Raw genomic sequence first — 19,399 nt, forward strand, 5'->3', positions numbered from 1 at the left:
TTCCTTATAAAAAAGCGTTTAAAACAAACCTTGATTGTAATCAGCCATTTTACCATTAAAATTAATGATTTCGCTGTTGTGATTCTTCCCATCAAAAATAATGTCAGCAATCAACTTTCCAGCCTCAGGAGCCGTTTTCATGAAATCACCTGTCATGTTGCCATTCAAATCCGTTGTTGTTCCACCTGGCATAATCGCGAAAATTTCCAGCGGTTTTTCTGCCTGCGTAAAATTCTGTGCTAAGCTTTGCGTTATTGCGTTCAGCGACGCCTTGCTCATTTTATAGGCAAACGGGTTGAAGAAATCCGACATGCCAATCGGTATCGAGATATTTAGGATACGCCCGCTATTAACTTCAAGGGTCGGCAACAATTGCTGCGTAAGATCGAATGTCCCGAAAACATTAGTTTCCATGACTTCTCTTAGTTCGTCTAAAGTGAACTCGTAACCAGGTTTTCTCATATCACCCGGAATCGCCACGTTATTAATCAGCATTGTAAGGTCTGGATGCTGTGATTTAATGGTGTTGACTGCGCTTGAAATTGTTTCTGGATTTTGCAAATCAATGTTTACATAAATCGCGTCGATGCCTTCTGATTTAAGCTCGTCAACAGCTGCGAGTCCTCGGCTTTCATCGCGCGCACCGGCCAAAATAGTCCAACCGTTCTTTCCCATTTGACGCGCGATTTCTTTCCCAATTCCTTTGTTTGCTCCGGTAATAAAAACTTTTTTTATCATCGTATATTCTCCTCCTCTTTCGTTACACTCTGGATTAAAAAATATCAATCCATACTGCTTTTTCTTTTAATATGCGTTTGACATCTACTTCTATTTTTTACACTAGTCGACAAATCTAAGGTATACCTAACCATTTTATATTACTCATAACTACCTTTTTAACATCTTCCATCAGTACTTTTCCCACATAACCAAACCCCCAAATTTAATCTACCTCACTGTCTGGCTTTTAATGTTTGAGCAAACGAATCTTCCAACGTAAATATGGTTGGTCTACTCTTGATTTTCTCTAGATATCCTAATTTACTATACTTCCATAAAATTGTATCCATTCTTTTTCTACCAAAACTAAATAACTCAGTCAATTCTGCTACGCTAATACAATATTTTTTATGTTCAAATAGCCATGCTTGAGCTAAGATAAATAATACATTTCTTTCATCATCATTTTTTATCAATGTATTTAAATTTTTACTGATAGTATGGAGAAGCTCCTTTTTTTCCTCTAAGTTCGCAATTATTTTTTCTTGCCCATTTTTCAATATAGTCAATGTGTCTATACAAAAAAAAGTCACCTCACCTTTATTAAGCGATTTAGAAGTATTCTCGAAAGATTTGTAATACTGATTCCTATTTCTATTCACCATATATGAAAAAGTTATAGAACTAAAATAGTCTAATTTTTTAGCAAGGTAAGAACACATAATATATCGTCCCGTTCTGCCATTACCATCATAAAATGGATGAATGTATTCAAAATAGTAATGAACTACCGCGTATTTATAGAGATCTGGAACAGAACTTTCTAAAAAAGAAATCATCCTCGCTAAACCTGAAACAATTTTAACCTCTGGCACTACTCCAACGTGGTATGTTTTACTTCCACCTTTTATATAAACAGGACCTTTCCTAAACAATTCTCCATCAAGCACGTCACAAGGCTTAATTTCATCAGATACCAAGACATCATATATTCGCCTAAAGTCCTCCACGTTTTTGATGTTATCTGATTCCTCTAAATAAGCATATAATTTAGCTAATCCTAGAAACCTCTTCTCTTTACTTGCATCTCCCTTTTTCTGCACGCTTTCTAAAACCTCAGCAATCTCTTGCTTACTACTCCTAATCCCCTCAATTTCATTCGTACTCTGCAATTCATTAATTAACAAATTAGTCATAAAATGTTGGACTGAAACCTTGGGCATATCCTTTAATAGCAACTCTATTTTTTTACTGTTCATTAAAACAGCTTCATTCAAAGCACTAAGCTCAGGAATATTTACTATGAATAGCTCCTCTGTTGTATCAGAAAAAGTCCCGTTCTCAATAGGTCTTATATACAAGTTGGTCTTATAAGTAGCATAGCTATAAAATCTATTATTATACTCTTTCTGATGCTCTTTATAATTATTCATATAATGAATTTTATCTAAAGGGTAGTATTTATCCATATATCTCACCTCTTATTCACATAATACTCCATAAGGTTTATTATAGCAAATTCAACTCCATTATAAAACGACTTTTTATGTAAAAAGGCGATTTATATTGAGGTTGAATGCCGTATAAATGAAAATAAGCTTAGACAAACTAGATGACGCAAGCTATGTAGAATCGAAGAAGAATATACCGCACAGCTTCTGACGCGTCACATTCGAAACGATGCAAGCATATAGTTTCATATAACCAGCAATATGAAGAAAGAAGCTTCTGCCAAGATAAATAATTTGGCTAAAAGCTTCCTTCCATAATTTTTTGTATTTTTAGTGGGCAAAACAATTAATTTTACCACCGTCACCTCATTTAAACGTTAGTATAAAGCTAATTGCAAGTGAAGCTTTACATCATTCCGCCCATACCGCCCATTCCCATATCAGGAACGCCGCCGCCAGCATTTTCGTCTGGACGGTCTGCAACGACTGCTTCTGTTGTAAGAAGAAGTGCGGCAACGGATGATGCGTTTTGTAATGCGGAGCGGGTTACTTTTGTTGGATCGACAATGCCGGCTTCGATCATGTTTACCCATTCGCCGTTCGCTGCGTTAAAGCCTACGCCGATTTTTTCATTTTTCAAGCGTTCTACGATAACGGAGCCTTCTAAGCCTGCGTTATGCGCGATTTGGCGAACTGGCTCTTCTAATGAACGAAGAACGATTTTCACACCAGTTGCTTCGTCGCCAGTTGCTTCGATGGCTGCCACTTTGTTGTATACGTTGACAAGGGCTGTACCACCGCCGGATACGATACCTTCTTCAACGGCTGCACGTGTGGAGTTTAGCGCGTCTTCAATGCGTAGTTTACGTTCTTGTAGTTCGGTTTCTGTTGCTGCGCCGACTTTAACGACCGCAACACCACCTGCTAATTTAGCCAAGCGTTCTTGTAATTTCTCTTTATCAAACTCGGAAGTCGTTTCTTCCATTTGAGCGCGTAATTGGTTCACACGAGTCGAGATTTGCGAGCTGTTTCCAGCGCCTTCTACGATTGTTGTTGCTTCTTTTGTAACCATTACTTTAGCCGCGTTACCAAGTTGTTCCATTGTTGTTGTTTTTAGCTCTAGGCCTAGTTCTTCGGTGATTACTTGGCCGCCAGTCAGGATGCTGATATCTTCCAACATTGCTTTACGACGATCGCCGAATCCTGGTGCTTTCACTGCAACAACATTGAATGTACCACGTAATTTGTTTAAAACGAGCGTTTGTTGCGCTTCGCCTTCTACGTCTTCTGCGATAATAAGAAGTGGGCGATTTTGCTGAACCACTTGCTCTAAAATTGGCAGGATTTCTTGCGTGTTGTTGATTTTTTTGTCCGTGATTAAGATATATGGATTTTCCAAAACGGCTTCCATTTTATCCGGATCTGTAACCATATAGGGGCTTGAGTAGCCACGGTCGAATTGCATACCTTCAACGACATCCAATTCTGTTGCAAAACCTTTCGATTCTTCAATTGTGATAACGCCGTCGTTTCCAACACGCTCCATTGCTTCGGCGATCAGTGTACCAACTTCTTCGTCTCCTGATGAGATAGCGGCAACTTGAGCGATTGATTCCTTACCTTCGATTGGTTTAGAAATGGCTTTTAGCTCTGTAATCGCTGTTGCTACTGCTTTCTCGATTCCGCGACGAATACCAACTGGGTTCGCGCCAGCTGTTACGTTTTTTAGGCCTTCTTGAATCATTGCTTGTGCCAAAACTGTCGCCGTTGTTGTTCCATCACCGGCAACGTCGTTTGTTTTGCTCGCAACTTCGGATACTAATTTTGCACCCATATTTTCAAAAGGATCTTCCAGTTCAATTTCTTTCGCGATTGTTACGCCATCATTCGTGATTAGCGGTGAACCGAATTTCTTTTCAAGTACAACATTACGTCCTTTTGGTCCTAGCGTTACTTTTACAGCATTTGCTAATTGATCAACACCACGAAGCATTGCGCGACGTGCGTCTTCACTAAATTTAATATCTTTTGCCATTTTTGTGTTTCCTCCTTAGTTAATCTTCCTTATTTCAGCTTTGTTGTGGCTCTATGGTTGTCAGTCTCGCGTTGCTCCACTGCCTATTGATTCACTAAATCAAACCAAACGACGGTTTGAAAGTTCATCAACATAAACAGGCTCTTTCTGCTTCCTTATTTAATTACTGCCAATATATCCGATTCTCTCACGATCAAGTAATCTTTCCCGTCATACGTGACTTCTGTGCCTGAGTATTTGGAGAAAATAATGTGATCTTGTTCTGCGACTTCTAGTGCTACTGCATCGCCGTTATCTAATACGCGGCCGCTTCCGACTGCTACGACTTTACCTTCTTGTGGCTTTTCTTGCGCCGAATCTGGTAGTACGATACCACTTGCCGTTTTCTCTTCTGCTTCCAAAACTTCGATAATAACGCGATCTCCTAATGGTTTTAACAATTAAAACAACCTCCTCAAGTCTATGTTTATGATTTTTAGCACTCTTAACATTAGAGTGCTAACCCACTTCTTATATTATAAAAAATGAGCGGAAAATGCAAGTATTTGCACCTAAAAAAGGAGACGCATTTCTTTACTGCGCATCCCCGTTGTTGCTTGTTACTCTAATAATTAGTACAATAGGGAAATGAGATAAATGGCAGACATTTGTACTGCTTATGTATTGAAAGGTCGTGTTATTTTTGAATAGACGTTATTGGTATGTGCTACTTACATACTTCGCTGCTTACTTTTCTTCGCTTATTGGAGCTCCGATTTTGATGGGGATTTTGCGTGCGGCAACTGATTTATCGGATAAGCAAGTCGTCACGTATGCCTCGGTTTATTGGAGTGTTTTCAGTAATTTAGTGGCCGTAATTATTATTTGGATGCTACTTCGAAAACAACCACGAACGACGAAAATTGAAAAAGGAGAACCTGCCTCAATCGGAAAAAGTGTCGCTTATGCGTTGCTTGGTTTCGTGGCACTACTTTTCGGCCAATCGCTATCCGTTTTTATCATGGGATTATTCGGCATAAGTGGACTCTCTCCGAATACCGAAATGCTCGGTGAACTTGCCCGTGCGGTGCCATTGATGATTGTCTTCACTTCGATTTTGGCGCCAATTTTGGAAGAAATCGTTTTTCGGAAAATCATTTTCGGGGGCTTGGCGTCACGGATGAATATTCACGTTGCGGCTGTGATTAGCTCTGTTTTCTTCGGATTGATGCACATGGATATGACGTTCCTACTCGTTTATGTCGTGATTGGGCTCATTCTGTGTTACATTTATACGAAAACCAAACGAATCGCGGTGCCAATAGCGGCGCATATGTTGATGAACGTATTGGCGATGGCTATGCAGTTCATTGTAGGAGGTAGCTTATTGTGAAAAATCCTTTAGCTATGCAGGGACTCATTTATTTAATACTCGCCATTGTCTTTACTTATTTCGCGATTAGCCAAGTGAATACAAGCGGTTGGTCGATTATGACGTATTTAATGATTGCGATGGCTACTGTTAATTTCGTGACTGGGATTAAGTTTGTAGCGATTGGTTTGGCGAAAAGGAAAGAGTAGGCTTAGGCTTACTCTCAGACTGTAGAAAAACTAAATCTCACGCAAAACCTAGCCGTTTCTCCAAACCTCAGCGTGTCGACAAATGCCTAGTTTCTAGGCAAAAGTGAGTACGGAAGCGGAGCGTACTAGAGTACGTGAGCATCGGAACGGAACTTTTAACGACGAAAATGGGCGGTTGTCGACACACTGAGAGTAGGCTTAGGCTTACTCTTTTTACATACCTTCATATTGAATTTCAGCGGCTTGTTTCTCTAGTCGTGATGCAAAGCGTTCTAGTTCTTGCTTGATTTCAGTCTCAAAACATGACTCTTCAAAGTAGGAAATCGTGAATTGTAGGTTTTCTTTTTTCCATTCGTATTTCCATAGTCCGATGGCGCGGTTTCCTGCTATGATAATCGCGGAGCAGTGGCCATTGACTGTCCAGGCTGATTTTCGCTGTGCTTCTGTCATTATCCATGTTGGATCTTTATAGGCGATCACGGATTGGTCGAATTTTCCTGATAAAAATACTTTTTCGGACGCTGGTACGGTTTGTTCGCCTTTTAGCGCATGATAGGTTTGGCCTTCTAGCGTGAATGTGTCGATTTCTGCTACCAGCCTTGCTATCGCTGGTTTTATTTCACCGATGTTCAAACCACTCCAATGTCTGAAATCATCCCAAGTCGCGGGACCATATCCTGCTAAATAGCGGCGTATCAGCGTCATCATTGCCTCGATATCTTGCTCAGGATTACTCGTCCACGTTTTATAATTGCCTAATCGCATGCGGTGGCTGTAATTTCTGATTGTATCGCTTGATGGCAGAAGATATAAAATGCCTTGTATCGCTGATTGTGCAATGATTGCGGATCTGATTTGCGCGGAATAATCGCCAATAATCGCCTCTAGTTCCTTACGACTCACCACTTCTTGATTTCTTCCAATCTTGTCTATTTCCCCCAAAATCGACTCTAAATCAATGCCTTCTTTTTTACAAAGTCGGTGTACAATATTCGCCCGTGTTCCAAAAACGCGGAACACCATTTCCCAATCCTCTACTAAAAAAGTATGGAGTGTCAATCGGTTTGCCCAAATTTTAATGACTTGGTTATCTTCAAAGAATTGTTCTGCGTCACGCCAACTCATGTCTACATGTTGCAAAAAGTTCACGAGTGCTGGTTGATGATTTTGTGATTGTAGGGCGATTGCTTGGTTCATGAATGTTGTTGGCTCTGTGAATGGTTTATTCATTCCAAGTTTGCTAAGTCTTATTTGCGTTATTTCTGCTTTTGTGAACAATGTCATCCCTCCTGTATGTCTCTTAATAAGCGCTTCATTCCTTCTATTTTAGCTGTTGGCAGTTCAAATTGGTAATGTTGGCTGATAAAATGTGATACTTCTTCAAATAAGGCGATTTCTGCCCACATGGCTTGCCAGTTTGCCGCTAATGAGTAATCTGGAAAAATTGATGGGAAACGCTTAAGATTACTCGGTTCCATCCAACTTTCAATTTTGCGGCCTGAAAAGAAGACATCCCGTTCATGGATGCGCGCTTGCTCTTCTAGGAATGGTAACAGGTAATTATCGCGTATTCCTGCTTGGATGCTCTGCACAAACCAGATTTCTTCACGTTTTAAGAACTTAGCTACGTAATGTAACTCGAACCAGAATTCGTTTACGATGTGATCGAAATATGATTTTTTCATCGAGATATACTTCTTTTCGCATAGGCACAAGTTGATTTGTTCTGTATGCCTGTCTTTATCCAGCAAAATTTCCATTTTTTCATAGTACGGGAATGGCTTTTCTAAGTAAGCAATTGGCCAGAAGGAAAAATCGACTTTGACGCCGTTTTGGAAGAGCACGAGTTGAGTTGCCACTTCCCCTGCTGGGGAATCCATATGTAGCTGATTTTCAATGAGCACGTCGCCGATTTCTGCGAGCCAGTCTACCGTTTTCCCGAATGACACGTCTCCTGTGAACCAGACGTTGATGTCTAAGTCTGACAGTTGATCCACGCCTTGCTGTTTTGCAAGTGAGCCTTCTAAAACGAGTGCACAAACCTGCTCCTGTTGCTCGCCCCATAGGATAATTTTTTCTACTATTTCTGTTCTTTTCAAATTCATGAAGTCAGCCCCCTTCTCATTACCTCTATTATGATAGAAAATCTTTTGTAAGTCGATGATTTTTATCTTGAGATTAGATATTGTATATTTTTACAAACGTAACATTTACACATCTTTCCTTACTAAAAAGCGAAAAAGCTAAGAAAGATTCTTTAAATTGACACATTTATTGGAAATTTTTCGTGGTAATATTAGTATATAAATATAAAAAAAGAGGTGGTCCAATGGTTAAATACTTTAGAAATGTAAAAGAATTTGGCGCTATAGGGGATGGAAAAACAGATGACACGCGTGCTATACAAAATGCTATTATTCAGGTCGCTGGAAATGATGGTGGGTTATATTTTCCAAATGGCAACTATCGAATAGATGGTTCTATCGATCTCCTTTCAAAACTACACATCAAAGGTAGCGGGGAAGCATGTCTCGATTTCTCTCAACGCAAATATTTTTCGACAGATCGTTATTTGATAGCCGGTGTTGGAGCAGCCACAGAAGTAGCAAGAATAAAGAGTACATTGAAAGGAACAGATGCTTTCACAATACACCCCAACAAAGTAAGCGCTTTAAAAGAAGGTGATTTAATTGGCTTAGCCTCCCCTGAAAAACAAGTAAGTGAAGGTGGGAGTATACAGTTAGGCGAATTAGCTCGAATCCAAGCCATTTCTGCGGATGCCATAGAACGAGTCTACCGAATGACCCACGAATATCACCATTCCTACCCTACTGATACGATTGTTTATAAAATCAACCCTATTGAGGATGTAACTTTGGAGGGGCTTCATTTCAAAGGAAAAGGAAAAAATAGCGTCTATCGAGAAACAACGAAAAAAATGGATATAGGCGACTTTGGAATTGGTATCATCTATGGAGAAAATGTACATGTGAAAGATTGTGTTTTCAATGATTTAGATCGTCTGCACCTTGAATTTAAAAGTTGCTATCAATTCAGCGCAACTGGTAATTATCATTACACTCAAAAATTGACATACTTTGATACGAAACTAAATCGTGTTCGAAGCTTTACAGAAAAAGATGGCGATGATTTTACGACTACTAATTCACCAGCTTTACAATATCAAATTCGTGTCGCAGATGCTTGTTATGACGGCTATATTTCTAATTGTTACGGTGAAGGTTCGCGTCATATGTTTAATTTAGGGTACTCCGATAGTTGGTTTGCTGATGGAGGTATATCGAAAGAGCAACCAGTTTTCGGATTTTCACACCATATCAATATTATCAACTGTGTTTCGACAGGAAGCACACTAGCCGCTTTTGCTTCACATGATTGTAGTCAGCATATTTTATTTAACGGTTGTCGCGCAGAGGCTGGCTGGGCCTATGGATTCGATTTTCGGTCTGACCACATAACGATGAAAAATTGTGTCGCCACTGAATGCATGTATGGAGCCATTCTTCGCGGTCCTTTTTCAAATGTTTTTATTAAAAACAATGAATTTATTCGCTCAGCGCATTCAGGAATTATCTTTGGTGGGGATTCGGAGCAAGATCATGGTGAAGTTATCATTTCAGATAATTACTTTGAAGCTGGGTTACAGGGCATTTATCTCTATAGCAGCCTAGCCAACAGTACACCGAAAGGAAGCGGTCACTTTCTTATTAAGGATAATGTGCTAATCGGCATGACAGTTACTAAAGAAGGTTACTCCAAGCATTGGGGCAGAGGCGCTATTTGTATTTCCTATTTAGGTGCTCCTTATCAATTCAATATTATGGACAATTATCTAGATCGATTTCAAATCAGTCCAGAGACGCCACAAAATGACGGTAACAATGTGGCGAGTGTCTTTTTGCGAGGCTGTGATGTAGTTCTATTGAAAAACAATACCATTAGTCGGACAACAAAGGGCATCGGGGCGGATAATACGAGAGAGATGACTTTATTGGATAACGTCTTTAAACAGATGGAGAGTATAAATCAAGTAGTAGAAGTATCCGGAAAAAATCTAAATAAAAATAGCTACTTTCTTCAAAATAATAGCTATTCTACTGTGGAAACTGGTTCATTTTCTGAGTTCACAAAGATTACAATATAGAAAAATTTCTTTGAGAAGCCTCCATAAAACGTGATCCCTTCTTCATAGTAAGCATAAAAATACCTCGTATCGGTGGGATAATATATATCGCCAACCAATGCGAGGTATTTGTTTATTAAATCATCTAGTTTATTTGTTCGGATAATTCTCTAGGAAGTAAATCAATGTTTGTAGTTCGGTTGTTAGATCAATATGATGCACGCGAACATGTTTTGGTACGCTAATACGTGCTGGTGTGAAGTTTAGAATTCCTTTCACATCGGCTTCTAGCAAGCGATCTACGGTTGTTTGTGCTTCGTCGGATGGCACTGTCAAAATAACGACTTCGACTTTGTTCTCCTTCAGCAAATCTTGCATGTCGTTTAAGTGAAAAATTGGAATATCTTGTTGCACCGTTCCAACTTTATTTGCGTCAACGTCAAATGCTGCGACAATTTTTATATTATTATTTTTCATGAAATTGTAGTGTAATAGTGCGGTCCCCAAATTACCAACACCGATAATGGCTACGTTCGTTTGCTTGTCTTGGCTCAGCGTCTTGCTAAAGAAGTCCAAAATGTAGGACACGTTATAGCCGTAGCCTTTCTTGCCTAGTGCTCCAAAATAGGAGAAATCGCGACGAATCGTTGCTGAATCAACTTTCACAGCCTCGCTTAATTCTGCGGATGATACGCGTTCTTTTCCTGATTCATGCAAATATTTCAAATAGCGGTGGTACAGCGGCAAACGCTTTGCTGTGGCTTGTGGAATCTTGCCCGTTTCCTCGATCATGTGTGTTTCCCTTCTTCCTTTTGATTTGTGAGTGGACAGTTGCTTTCGCGCGCCATCCTTGTGCTACTAAACATGGAGATTTAACAAAAACGATTGCGCTAATTCATATCGTTGTTCATTTCACATGCTTGCTTATTCACTATAAACATTTCACATAGATTTCACAATGTTTTTGCTCAAATGTTATGTTACTATTTTGTTACAACGCTTGTTGGATTCCATTATACAGCAAAAGATACCAGATTGCTAGTGATTTCACAAAGAAAAGTTTGTGAATTATTATACCGTAAGCGTTTCCTTTCTCAAGACATTGCTTCTCGCCTTGCTTTACGATAAACTAGGAAGAGATAGATCTTTGAGATGAAGGAGAAATTAGAAATGATACTTTTACAAGTGCAACAGATTGTCAAAAACTTTGGCGCTGAAACGATATTAGAAAATATAAAATTAGAAGTGCAGACGAATGATCGGATTGCGCTAGTTGGTCGAAATGGTGCGGGTAAATCCACGCTTTTAAAAATTATTGCTGGGCAAATTAGTTATGATGGTGGCACGATTTCGAAGCCGAAACATGTCCAAATTGGTTATTTAGCGCAAAATACTGGCCTTGAATCTTCGAAAACGATTTGGAATGAAATGCTGGATGTGTTTACAGGACTGCGAGCGATGGAACAGGACTTGCGCGCGCTTGAGACGCGGCTTGGTGACCCTGCTATTTATGAGAATAAGGAGCAGTATGAGCAAACAATGAAGGAATACGACCAATTGCAGCATGCGTTTAAGGAGCAAGGGGGTTACCAATACGAGGCCGATATTCGGTCTGTCTTGCACGGTTTGCGTTTTTTCGAAGCGGATTATGAGAAACTGATTGAATCCCTCAGCGGTGGTCAGAAAACGCGACTTGCTTTGGCGAAACTGCTTCTGGCGCGCCATGATATTCTGATTCTCGATGAGCCGACGAACCATCTGGACATCGCGACGCTTTCTTGGCTCGAGTCTTACTTGCAGAACTACAAGGGTGCGCTACTCATTGTGTCGCATGATCGGTATTTCCTGGATAAGGTCGTGAATCAGGTGTACGAAATTAGCCGTACGCAGATTGATCGTTATGTTGGGAACTACTCGCGCTACCTCGTTCAGAAGCAAGCGAAGTTGGAGCAACAATGGAAAGAATTTGATAAACAGCAGGATAAAATTTCAAAATTAGAAGATTTTGTGGCGCGAAATATCGTTCGGGCTTCAACGACAAAACGGGCGCAGAGTCGCCGGAAACAGTTGGAGAAATTAGATCGGCTAGACCGCCCGCAAGGTAGTGAGAAAACAGCCCATTTTGGTTTCCAATTTGACCGGGCTAGTGGTAAGGATGTCCTTTTTGTGGAGGATTTGGCGATTGGTTATGCGGTTGATAAGCGTGTTTCTGAAAAACTGACTTTCGATATGAAACGTCATGAAAGTATTGCGCTCGTTGGGCCGAATGGGATTGGGAAATCGACGTTGCTCAAAACATTGATTAGAGACATTCCTCCGCTTTCTGGTGAGTTTCGCTTTGGTACCAACGTTCAGATTGGTTATTATGATCAAGAGCAGGCGAAACTGAATTCCAATAAATCGATTTTGCACGAGCTTTGGGATGATTATCCTGAACTAAATGAGCAGGCGATTCGCACGACATTGGGGAATTTCTTATTTTCTGATGATGATGTTTTGAAGGTGGTCAATACGCTCAGTGGTGGCGAGAAGGCGCGTGTTGCCCTTGCAAAATTGACGTTGATTGGTGCTAATTTGCTGATTCTGGATGAGCCGACGAACCATCTGGACATTGAGAGTAAAGAAGTTTTGGAGGCAGCGTTGATTGATTTTGAGGGGACGATTTTGTTCGTATCGCATGACCGGTATTTTATCAACCGTATCGCTTCCAAAATTGTTGAGATGCATCCGGAGCACGCGCAGGTTTACCTCGGCGATTACGATTATTATCAGGATAAAATCGCAGAGCAAAAGGAACATGCGCGACTTGATGCGTTGCAAAAACAACAGACGAACCCTGAGGAGAAGCAATTAGCAACGAATAAGCAGGCGTATCATTTGGATAAGGAACAGCAAAAAGTGATGCGTCAGAAAAAGCGTAAATTAGAGGAAATCGAGGAACGTATGGAAGAAACCGACCTCAAAATAAGCGAGATTGAGCAAGAGCTCTTGGATCCAGCTGTATATCAAGATCATGAAGCTGCTTATGAACGGACAGAGCAGCTCGACCTTCTGAAACAATCAAGTGAGAATTTAATGGAGGAATGGACGATTCTGAGTGAGGAATTGGAAGAATAACATGAAAACAGGTTGCATCCATGAAACACGATGCAACCTGCTTTTTTAATCCCATTCGCGAATCTTCACGACTTTTTTCTTCGAGAGATATAGTGGGACATTTTCTACTTGAACATCGCTGTACTCTAAGCCAAACCAATTTTCAGGTGAGGTGGTGAATCGTTTGATGAACAATTTACTTCTCATGATCATGCGTTGCCAATTTGTAAGGTCAGCCTCTGTGCTCAGCTCGTCTTTCACAATAACAAAGCAGAAATCGCCGAGTTTTCGACCGTTCTTGGCTGTATACTTCCGTTTTTGCTGTTCGAGCGCTCCTTTTGAAATGAGGTCTTTCGCAATTTGCTTGAGGAAAACGTTAATATCTTGCTCGACGCGAAAACCTAGTTTCAATTGAACGCGGATAACGAAATCACTCTCAAAACTTTCGACCGTATAATACGCGGCGTATGGCCCATCAACAACTTGGACGTTCACAAACCAGTAGACATCCGCACGCTTTGGACGTTTATCAAGAATGGATGCCATGACTTCATGTTCGACGCGATACGGGTTTCGACTACTTGTTAAATAGACTAGGTTATGCGCAAATTTTGGATAGGCTGTATCTACTTTTAATTTGGCAAGCATTGGTATGAATTTCTTCAGGGAGACGTTTTTCACTAGCTTCGTTTTTAGTTGGTAGCCGCTGAACCAGATGTACATGAGCGCCATGATTACGACTGCCATAATAACCGCTACAAAACCACCGTGCATGAATTTCGCAGCGCTTGAGAGGAAGAAGGCAAATTCGAGCACGCCAAATGTCATGAGGATCGCTGTCGTGACCAGTTTTGAGAACCCTTTTCGTAATAGGAATTGGAAAAGAAGTACGGTCGTCATTAGCATCGTGACGGTGATCGATAGGCCGTATGCTGCTTCCATGTGCGTTGAATCTTGGAAATAGAGGACTACTCCCACACAAGCGATCCAGAGCACGGTCGTGACGGTTGGAATATAGACCTGCCCTTTCGTCTCGGATGGATAACGAATGCTCAAGCGTGGTAATAAATTCAATGCGATGGCTTCAGAAACGAGCGTGTAAGCCCCTGTTATCAAGGATTGCGAGGCGATGATTGCCGCAAGTGTCGCAATTAATACGCCATACATAATAAATGGTTCTGGCATACTTTGGAAAAATGGATTCACGAATGGATCGTCCACATTTTTTAGTGAGATAATCCACGCGCCCTGCCCAAAATAATTAAGTAGTAGGCACACTTTGACGAACGGCCATGTGATGTAGATATTTTTGCGACCGACATGTCCTAAATCGGAATACAAGGCTTCGGCACCGGTCGTGGCTAGAAATACGCTACCGAGGATGAGGAAGCCGGCTTTATTTTGATCGCTAAAAAGGAGTTCTATAGCATAGTATGGCGAAAAAGCTCGGAAAATCGATAAGTCGCCAAGAATATTGATGATCCCTAATATACCTAAAATAGAAAACCAGAGAAACATCGTTGGGCCAAAAATCCGCCCGATAAACATCGTTCCATATCGCTGCATAAAGAAAATAGCGCTAAGAATAACGATAACGATGATAATAATGAGTGTTGTGTTTCCTGTGAATAGCGCGTCAAAGGCCGGAATTTCTTCTAACCCTTCGATGGCTGATGTGACGGTTACGGCGGGTGTTAAGACACCATCTGCGAGCAAAGCTGCCCCACCGATCATCGCGGGAATAACGAGCCATTTGCCGCGTTTTCTGACCAACGCATATAAAGAAAATATGCCACCCTCTCCATGATTGTCTGCTCGTAGTGCGATGATAACATATTTGATTGTCGTAAGTAAGGTCAGCGTCCAAAAAATGAGCGATAATGAGCCTATAATATAGTCCTCAGATACGTGATTTAACCCGCCGTTACTCGCAACAATGGACTTCATAACATAAAGAGGTGACGTCCCGATGTCGCCATAAACAATGCCGAGCGTACCGATTGCCAACCCAAGCCGAATTTTATCTTTTCTTTCCATATGTATCCCCCTCATAAACGCTATACAACATGGACGTATTATACCACAATACTCTAAAAAGGCGAATATATTTCTACTCCTATTTTTCAGGGCAGAAATGTATTCGTCTTAACTTAATACGTATCTTCAAAAAGTAAGCCCGGACTCGCGTTCATCGTTAAATCGCCGTGGATTCCTTTTTCAAATAATACGGTTCCTGCTGCGGCAATCATCGCGGCATTGTCACCGCATAGTGATAAGGGCGGGATGATGAGCTGGACGTTTGGAATTTCTAACGTGGTTTCTTTAATAAGTCGTTCACGAAGGCCTTGATTCGCTGCAACGCCACCTGCTAGAAGGAGTTGTGTCACATTGAATTCTTTTGCCGCGCGGATTGTTTTTGCCACGAGAACATCGACAACGCTTGCTTGGAAACTGGCTGCTAAATCGGCTTCGTTGATTGGCATATCTTTTTGACGTAGGTTATGGACTGTATTGATAAAAGAGGATTTTAGTCCGCTAAAACTAAAGTCATAACTTGCTTCGTTCATCATTGCGCGCGGGAAATGAAACGTGTCTTCTCCGGTCGCTGCTAAACGGTCGATTTGGACGCCACCTGGGTAGGTTAAACCGAGTGTCCGTGCTACTTTATCATACGCTTCGCCGGCTGCGTCATCGCGTGTTTCACCGATAATTTCGAATTTGCCGTGTTCGTGCATGATAACGAGTTCTGTATGTCCGCCACTGACAACGAGGGACAGGAGTGGAAACGTCATTTCGGTTTCGAAACGGTTCGCGTAAATATGCCCTGCGATGTGATGGACGCCGATAATCGGTTTATTGTGAATGAACGCCAGTGTTTTGGCTGCATTGACGCCGATGAGGAGCGCGCCTACAAGTCCTGGCCCTTCTGTAACTGCAATCGCGTCGATATCATTCATCGTGATGCCGGCTTGCGACAGAGCTTCTTCTATGACAATCGTGATTTGCTCGACGTGATGGCGAGAAGCAATTTCCGGGACAACACCGCCAAACCTTTTGTGGCTCTCAATTTGGGACGCAATAACGTTCGATAGCATCTCTGTGCCATTCTTAACGACAGATGCTGCGGTTTCATCACAGCTCGATTCGATACCAAGTATTAATGTATTTTTTTTCATCATTCTTCCACCCACATAACTAGCGCGTCTTCTTGATTATCCGGATAGTATTTTTTCCGAATCGCGCCATCTTTAAATCCAAATTTTTTATATAGTTGCTGTGCTTTCGTGTTTGAGACGCGGACTTCTAGTGTTAATCGCGTCACGCTGTGCTCCTTCGCAATTCGCAGTAATTCGGCTAAAAGTGCCTTGCCATAGCCATTACCTTGCTGATCTGGATGAATCGCGACATTCGTAATATGACCTTCATCGAGAATTATCCACACGCCTGCGTACCCAATAACAGCTTCGTTTTGTTCCGCCACAATATAATACGCAAACTGATTCGTGTAAAATTCATTTCGAAAAGCTTTCTCGCTCCACGGTGAGCTAAATACGGCTGTTTCAATTCGTAACAGGCTTTTGACATCGGCTATTGTCGCTTGACGAAATGTGACCTCATTCATGTTTATTTGCCTCCAACCACTTGCTCTCCGCCTCGGCTAATTTTAAGTATGTCGGGACAAATGTATGCGCAGGAATACCATCTTTCGTTTTTGCGAGTTCACCGAGAAAAGCTGGTCGTGGATAGCAGAGAGTTGCATCTGCAATCGTTGCACGCGTGCCAATTGTCGCGGCAATATCTGCTTCAAAATTCGCTAAACCATCGCCGATAAATAGAATTTTGGACTTTTCCTCAAGTTTTGTAAGTAAATCCGTGAATGCGAGATGTTGGTCCACCTCCACGCTTTCCCCTTCTGCCGTATATATGCCCGCGTAAACATTGCCACGCCTCGCATCCATCACAGGTACGACAAGCCCATCAAAAAAGCGCCCATTTTGCGCCATTAAAGCTAAACTCGAAACGCCGACAAGTGGAATTTGTAAGTCCCAAGCCATTGTTTTTGCGACTGTTACGCCAATTCTAAGCCCAGTATAAGAGCCTGGTCCTTCTGCGACAGCAATCTTTGTCAGCTCTTGTGGTGTCACATCGCATTCCTTCATCAACTCCGCAATCGCCGGCAACAAACGAATGCTGTGATTTTTTTTCAAATTGGTTACGAGTTCTCCGATGACTTTATTATCACGCCATAAACTGACACCTAGCGTATCGTTGGATGTATCTATGCCAAGTATTATCATTCTCCAAAAACCTCCGAACAAAGTGCTTCATATCTCGCGCCCACTGGTTCTATCTCCATTGCACGCGTATTTTCTGTCAGGTGCTTCAACGTAATTCGAATATAATCAGCCGGAAGATCTTGCTCGATAAAGTGTGCCCATTCAACCACTGATACACCATCTCCCTGGAAATATTCGTCCAATCCCAAGTCGTCCTCTGCGTTTTCAAGTCGGTAAACATCCATATGATAGAGCGGAATTCGCCCTTTGGTATATTCGCGAACAATTGTAAATGTCGGACTTTTAACCATCTGCGGTATTTCTAGCCCCTCTGCCAGCCCTTTTGTGAATGTCGTTTTGCCTGCTCCAAGATCGCCTTCAAGTAAAATAACGTCTCCTGCTTGCATTTTCAGGCCAATCTTCTTAGCTATATCGCGCGTATTTGATTCGTCTGTCGTTTCTATATTATATTTCATCGCTTCACCTTTTTTATCATTTTCTGTACATATCATACCATAAAAACGGAGGCTGGTCAGTAATGCTCATTAGGTTCATTTTAGCGATCCTCTACATTTGTGTCGAAAAGTTCATAATTAATTCATTTAAAACTCGAGTATTAGAGAAGTCCTGTATTTTTTCTTCCTATGAATATTGTTAAGCTTTTTCTATGCCTGTTTGCACTGAATATGAGAAAAATAAAGACTTGTGCATCGTCAGTCAAGCACAGTTTCAGATATATCACTTGGCGCCCTTCTTGCATAGAATATAATAATAAAAAACGAGATACCTTAAAATCAGGACATCTCGTTTCTTCTAGATTTATTGTACTACGTCTGTATCTGTTTCCTGATCTGTTAAAGAATCGCCATACATCGACTTATAATAGCTCGCGGTTGCTTCTTCAATAATTTTTTGTAGCTCTGTTGTCGAAATAACATCAGATGCTTCTGGGAATTTCGGAAGTTTAGCTGAATCTGTCGTTTTCATCGTCATTGTAAAGGCTATTGATTCAGGATTTTCCTTATCTGACGTATCAGTGATTTTTACTTTCATTTTCATGTTTTCAATCGAGTCATTTTTACCAGGTTTGATCGTTGCATCAATTGTGATTGCTGCGTCTTTCTCATCCTCTAGATCTTTAATGGAATCTTTCGCTGATTTCACTGCTGATGCATATTGCTCATCAAAGTCAGATTTCGAGACACCTTGTGATGTTGCGATGACTTTTAAATCAGCTTTAACGTCTTTATCATCCGCAAGTTTCACTAATTCGTTCGCCAATTTTGTGACATCAGTCTTTGTTAATTTCACTGTCAACTCGCCATTGTCGCCCTCTTTAAAACGATCTTCTGGTAGGCTATTGAAATAGTCAGTCACTGTTTTCGTTACCTTTTTGCTCAAATCTTTTGTTGCTTTTTCTACTTCTTTCGTATCTGTTGCTTCTTTTTTCGCTTTCTCATCTGTTAAATCTTTTGCAAGATCAGATAGTTCCACATATTTTGTTGCTAAATCTGGATTGTCCTTCTTGATTTGTGAGAACATACCGCTTGTTACTTGATCCAGTAATGTTGTTAAATTACCTTTATCGTCATATAAATCGCTCAATGGGAAGTATACTTTCTCTGCTTTTGAATCTACTAAGAGATCTACTGTCGCGTCTAAGTTTACTAATCCCGCCGTTTTAACAGCAATAGTAGTCGCCGATTTTTGTGCTTTTTGATCATTAGCGACCGTCATTTTAACAGTTAGGCCTTCCAACATTGCCGCACTTTGTTGCGCTTTTAATGTGGCTGGTAACTCGTCAATCGTAATGCCAATCGTGGAAGTTGACTGATCAGCTGGTTCTGATGTTTTTTCAACGCTTTTCGTAAATTTTTCTTGCGGCGTATTGCCACATGCTACTAAGACAATACCCATAACCAAAGTTAAGACTAACAATGTAAGCTTTTTCATTTTCATGTATAAATTCCCTCGCTCTCTTTTATAGTCTAAATCTATCATAAAAGACACAGGAACTCAATCCCATTATGCATTTGTTCACAAATTTGGCAAAATCTAATTATCTGCCCCTTTAGGAATACCTATTTTGAATAACTACAAAAAAATTGACTTGCCT

17 protein-coding genes are annotated in these 19,399 nt (G+C 41.0%); 4 read left to right on the plus strand and 13 right to left on the minus strand.

Translation table 11 applies throughout. The annotated features are described in order from the left end of the window. Window positions 1-18: 18 nt before the first annotated feature. From HPK16_RS05485 to groES, 4 genes are all read right to left on the minus strand, one after another. On the minus strand, window positions 19-738 hold the full coding sequence (locus HPK16_RS05485; RefSeq protein WP_181676003.1) for an SDR family NAD(P)-dependent oxidoreductase: 720 nt from the start codon (window positions 736-738) through the stop codon (window positions 19-21). A gap of 215 nt (window positions 739-953) precedes the next feature. Continuing rightward, window positions 954-2,189 carry a Fic family protein gene (locus HPK16_RS05490; RefSeq protein ID WP_181676004.1) on the minus strand — a complete coding sequence of 412 codons (1,236 nt, stop codon included), beginning with the start codon at window positions 2,187-2,189 and terminating at the stop codon, window positions 954-956. 388 nt (window positions 2,190-2,577) lie between these two features. Then, window positions 2,578-4,206, minus strand: a complete 1,629-nt coding sequence (gene groL / locus HPK16_RS05495; protein ID WP_181676005.1) for a chaperonin GroEL — start codon at window positions 4,204-4,206, stop codon at window positions 2,578-2,580. Between the two features lie 155 nt (window positions 4,207-4,361). Further along, entirely contained in the window at window positions 4,362-4,646 is a 285-nt protein-coding gene (gene groES, locus HPK16_RS05500; RefSeq protein ID WP_181676006.1) for a co-chaperone GroES, read from the minus strand. A gap of 242 nt (window positions 4,647-4,888) precedes the next feature. On the opposite strand from groES, the gene HPK16_RS05505 reads away from it, so the two are divergent. Together HPK16_RS05505 and HPK16_RS05510 are read left to right on the plus strand one after the other, a co-directional pair. Beyond that, a complete protein-coding gene (locus tag HPK16_RS05505) occupies window positions 4,889-5,578 on the plus strand; it encodes a CPBP family intramembrane glutamic endopeptidase (RefSeq protein WP_220132260.1) in 690 nt (229 codons plus the stop codon). Next, window positions 5,575-5,766, plus strand: coding sequence for a YdiK family protein (locus tag HPK16_RS05510; protein WP_343064799.1), 192 nt, complete (start codon window positions 5,575-5,577; stop codon window positions 5,764-5,766). The genes HPK16_RS05505 and HPK16_RS05510 overlap by 4 nt, the downstream gene beginning before the upstream one ends. 213 nt (window positions 5,767-5,979) lie before the next feature. On the opposite strand, the gene HPK16_RS05515 is transcribed toward HPK16_RS05510, so the two are convergent. Then, complete coding sequence (locus tag HPK16_RS05515) at window positions 5,980-7,044, minus strand: DNA glycosylase AlkZ-like family protein (protein WP_181676007.1); 1,065 nt, start codon at window positions 7,042-7,044, stop codon at window positions 5,980-5,982. 2 nt (window positions 7,045-7,046) lie between these two features. Continuing rightward, a complete protein-coding gene (locus HPK16_RS05520; RefSeq protein WP_181676008.1) occupies window positions 7,047-7,871 on the minus strand; it encodes an aminoglycoside 6-adenylyltransferase in 825 nt (274 codons plus the stop codon). A 224-nt stretch (window positions 7,872-8,095) separates the two neighbouring features. Here HPK16_RS05520 and HPK16_RS05525 point away from each other — a divergent pair, with 224 nt between their 5' ends. Beyond that, a complete protein-coding gene (locus tag HPK16_RS05525) occupies window positions 8,096-9,931 on the plus strand; it encodes a right-handed parallel beta-helix repeat-containing protein (protein WP_181676009.1) in 1,836 nt (611 codons plus the stop codon). A gap of 129 nt (window positions 9,932-10,060) precedes the next feature. On the opposite strand, the gene HPK16_RS05530 is transcribed toward HPK16_RS05525, so the two are convergent. Then, entirely contained in the window at window positions 10,061-10,702 is a 642-nt protein-coding gene (locus tag HPK16_RS05530) for a redox-sensing transcriptional repressor Rex (protein ID WP_036094942.1), read from the minus strand. Between the two features lie 378 nt (window positions 10,703-11,080). Here HPK16_RS05530 and HPK16_RS05535 point away from each other — a divergent pair, with 378 nt between their 5' ends. Beyond that, on the plus strand, window positions 11,081-13,027 hold the full coding sequence (locus HPK16_RS05535) for an ABC-F family ATP-binding cassette domain-containing protein (RefSeq protein WP_181676010.1): 1,947 nt from the start codon (window positions 11,081-11,083) through the stop codon (window positions 13,025-13,027). Window positions 13,028-13,072: 45 nt separating this feature from the next. On the opposite strand, the gene HPK16_RS05540 is transcribed toward HPK16_RS05535, so the two are convergent. The 6 genes from HPK16_RS05540 to HPK16_RS05565 form a co-directional block, all read right to left on the minus strand. Continuing rightward, a complete protein-coding gene (locus HPK16_RS05540; protein WP_181676011.1) occupies window positions 13,073-15,043 on the minus strand; it encodes a KUP/HAK/KT family potassium transporter in 1,971 nt (656 codons plus the stop codon). A 113-nt stretch (window positions 15,044-15,156) separates the two neighbouring features. After that, complete coding sequence (gene tsaD, locus HPK16_RS05545; RefSeq protein WP_181676012.1) at window positions 15,157-16,182, minus strand: tRNA (adenosine(37)-N6)-threonylcarbamoyltransferase complex transferase subunit TsaD; 1,026 nt, start codon at window positions 16,180-16,182, stop codon at window positions 15,157-15,159. Next, window positions 16,182-16,628 carry a ribosomal protein S18-alanine N-acetyltransferase gene (gene rimI / locus HPK16_RS05550; protein WP_181676013.1) on the minus strand — a complete coding sequence of 149 codons (447 nt, stop codon included), beginning with the start codon at window positions 16,626-16,628 and terminating at the stop codon, window positions 16,182-16,184. The genes tsaD and rimI overlap by 1 nt, the downstream gene beginning before the upstream one ends. Beyond that, window positions 16,621-17,304: a tRNA (adenosine(37)-N6)-threonylcarbamoyltransferase complex dimerization subunit type 1 TsaB gene (gene tsaB, locus HPK16_RS05555; protein WP_181676014.1), complete on the minus strand. Its 684-nt coding sequence runs from the start codon at window positions 17,302-17,304 to the stop codon at window positions 16,621-16,623. The genes rimI and tsaB overlap by 8 nt, the downstream gene beginning before the upstream one ends. Further along, window positions 17,301-17,759, minus strand: coding sequence for a tRNA (adenosine(37)-N6)-threonylcarbamoyltransferase complex ATPase subunit type 1 TsaE (gene tsaE, locus HPK16_RS05560; protein WP_181676015.1), 459 nt, complete (start codon window positions 17,757-17,759; stop codon window positions 17,301-17,303). The genes tsaB and tsaE overlap by 4 nt, the downstream gene beginning before the upstream one ends. A 343-nt stretch (window positions 17,760-18,102) precedes the next feature. Then, a complete protein-coding gene (locus tag HPK16_RS05565; protein WP_181676016.1) occupies window positions 18,103-19,242 on the minus strand; it encodes an Lmo2079 family surface lipoprotein in 1,140 nt (379 codons plus the stop codon). Window positions 19,243-19,399 lie beyond the last annotated feature (157 nt).

The sequence above is a fragment of the Paenilisteria rustica genome (assembly GCF_013820765.1).
Classification (GTDB): Bacteria; Bacillota; Bacilli; order Lactobacillales; family Listeriaceae; genus Listeria_A; species Listeria_A rustica.

Excerpts from the sequence above, each read along its gene's own strand:
- HPK16_RS05485 (WP_181676003.1), bottom strand. The coding sequence starts at position 738 with ATGATAAAAAAAGTTTTTATTACCGGAGCAAACAAAGGAATTGGGAAA.
- HPK16_RS05490 (WP_181676004.1), bottom strand. The coding sequence starts at position 2,189 with ATGGATAAATACTACCCTTTAGATAAAATTCATTATATGAATAATTAT.
- groL (WP_181676005.1), bottom strand. The coding sequence starts at position 4,206 with ATGGCAAAAGATATTAAATTTAGTGAAGACGCACGTCGCGCAATGCTT.
- HPK16_RS05520 (WP_181676008.1), bottom strand. The coding sequence starts at position 7,871 with ATGAATTTGAAAAGAACAGAAATAGTAGAAAAAATTATCCTATGGGGC.
- HPK16_RS05525 (WP_181676009.1), top strand. The coding sequence starts at position 8,096 with ATGGTTAAATACTTTAGAAATGTAAAAGAATTTGGCGCTATAGGGGAT.
- HPK16_RS05530 (WP_036094942.1), bottom strand. The coding sequence starts at position 10,702 with ATGATCGAGGAAACGGGCAAGATTCCACAAGCCACAGCAAAGCGTTTG.
- HPK16_RS05535 (WP_181676010.1), top strand. The coding sequence starts at position 11,081 with ATGATACTTTTACAAGTGCAACAGATTGTCAAAAACTTTGGCGCTGAA.
- HPK16_RS05540 (WP_181676011.1), bottom strand. The coding sequence starts at position 15,043 with ATGGAAAGAAAAGATAAAATTCGGCTTGGGTTGGCAATCGGTACGCTC.
- tsaD (WP_181676012.1), bottom strand. The coding sequence starts at position 16,182 with ATGAAAAAAAATACATTAATACTTGGTATCGAATCGAGCTGTGATGAA.
- rimI (WP_181676013.1), bottom strand. The coding sequence starts at position 16,628 with ATGAATGAGGTCACATTTCGTCAAGCGACAATAGCCGATGTCAAAAGC.
- tsaB (WP_181676014.1), bottom strand. The coding sequence starts at position 17,304 with ATGATAATACTTGGCATAGATACATCCAACGATACGCTAGGTGTCAGT.
- tsaE (WP_181676015.1), bottom strand. The coding sequence starts at position 17,759 with ATGAAATATAATATAGAAACGACAGACGAATCAAATACGCGCGATATA.
- HPK16_RS05565 (WP_181676016.1), bottom strand. The coding sequence starts at position 19,242 with ATGAAAATGAAAAAGCTTACATTGTTAGTCTTAACTTTGGTTATGGGT.